The sequence below is a fragment of the Rhodoluna sp. genome (genome assembly GCF_049276775.1).
GTDB lineage: Bacteria > Actinomycetota > Actinomycetes > Actinomycetales > Microbacteriaceae > Rhodoluna.
On record NZ_JBASXC010000012.1, the window covers coordinates 1 to 1,529 of the forward strand.

Below are 1,529 nucleotides of genomic sequence, written 5' to 3' on the forward strand. Positions count from 1 at the left end.
ATCATCCCAATCGCGACCATCAATCAAACCGATGTTTTTTTGAAGCGCTGAAAAGTTTTGGGCATAAAAGCTTTCCCCGACAACTTCGAAGCTATAGCTCTCATCGCCAAGGAGCTCTCTGGCTCCTGCCGCGGTTAGGGCACGATCGGCGTCCAGGATATTGGGAAGTGGCTTATCGCCAACAATCTTGAGGGTGTCGGCCATCAGTGCCCGTTTTCTCGCCTTTGAGATATAGACGCCAATGGCTATCAGGCCACCAAAGACCAGTAGCAGCCAGGGGGCTGACTGGAAGAACTGAGCCCCGAGGGCAATGATCAACACCCAGGCAATAACCCCCATACACGTGCGCATGTTTTCCAATCTATGCCACGGGTAAGACAAATTCTTGGTTAACTTATAAACGTGACTAGCTCTGAATACGCAACCGAGCCAGGCGATAACGACGAGGCCATCGATCGCTGGGGTTCGGCTACGCTCGGTCAAGACCCGCTGCTAGCTAGCTTCACCCTTGAGCCCTATGCGGCCGTTAGGCCGCATGTTCCGTTCTACAGGTTTTTTCACTACCCGGATGTGCTGGATCTTCGAAACAGCGGTTTCGAGATTGAACGGTTTATCCCAATCTTTGATTCGCTAGATAACGCTCGCTATTCTCAAGCCATTCAGATTCACCAGCTGCTGAAGCACGGACAAGGTTCGATGCTATGGAATCCAAGAAGGGCAAGAGAATTTGAGTTCAAGATCAGAGCCGCCTTTCACAGGCACGGTCTGTCTGATGTTCCAACCCTGCTTCGCAGAATGTTGGGAAGAGCATTTCCGGATGATTCGATCAGCACACTTTCTGTGAGTTTGCTCAACGTGTACTTCTGGGCATGCCTTGCAGAGATAGCCAGAGATTACGCTTGGAGTCAGCCACAACTTTTGACTTACTCCGACTACCTGGAATATCCGTTAGAGATAACAGGCCTTATCCCGCAAAGGAACCAAAACGCAGCGTGAAAATCCTTGCTCTGTCTTTAGCTTCAGTTTTTCTCCTGACCGGATGTTCGGTCTTGGGCGGTGACGAAAGTGATGCGGCGGCCTGCGAGGAATTAGCACTTGTTGTCAGCGCAACCGAGGTGAGCCTCGACTCACTAAACCCCACAGCGATTGCCGAAACCCTTCGCAGCAAGGTTGAACCGCTAGCCGGCGAAGGTCTTGCCCCTCGCATCGACGAATTAGCCACTGCTCTCGAGGGGGCGGAAATTGATACAGCTGCAGCCGGTGCCGCAGCTTCTGCAATTGGTGTTCAGTGCATGCTAAGTGGAGTGATGTTTGATTTCACCGGTATCGGTCAGCTGCTTCAGTAATTTATTTGCCCAGTAAATACTTACTTGGCTAAACACTCCGTCAGAACCTAGCGCCGAAACAACAAAACCGTATAGGCAGCCGAGAAACCAAAGCCAACCGCCGCATACAAATACGTGAACCAGTTAAGCTCGGCAGGGATTGCGAGGGTCAAGGCTCCAAGGCTAAAGGCCGCGAACTGCATC

Annotated in this window: 3 protein-coding genes; 2 read left to right on the forward strand and 1 reads right to left on the reverse strand. The window is 51.6% G+C overall.

The window, feature by feature from the left end; translation table 11 throughout:
• On the reverse strand, nucleotides 1-351 hold a 351-nt coding region (locus WAO31_RS00735), incomplete at its 3' end, for a hypothetical protein (protein ID WP_509589049.1).
• A gap of 51 nt (nucleotides 352-402) precedes the next feature.
• On the opposite strand from WAO31_RS00735, the gene WAO31_RS00740 reads away from it, so the two are divergent.
• Together WAO31_RS00740 and WAO31_RS00745 are read left to right on the forward strand one after the other, a co-directional pair.
• Nucleotides 403-996 (forward strand): hypothetical protein, encoded by a 594-nt coding sequence (locus tag WAO31_RS00740; protein WP_509589051.1) that lies wholly within the window; start codon nucleotides 403-405, stop codon nucleotides 994-996.
• Nucleotides 993-1,346 (forward strand): hypothetical protein, encoded by a 354-nt coding sequence (locus tag WAO31_RS00745; protein ID WP_509589053.1) that lies wholly within the window; start codon nucleotides 993-995, stop codon nucleotides 1,344-1,346. The genes WAO31_RS00740 and WAO31_RS00745 overlap by 4 nt, the downstream gene beginning before the upstream one ends.
• Nucleotides 1,347-1,529: the final 183 nt, after the last annotated feature.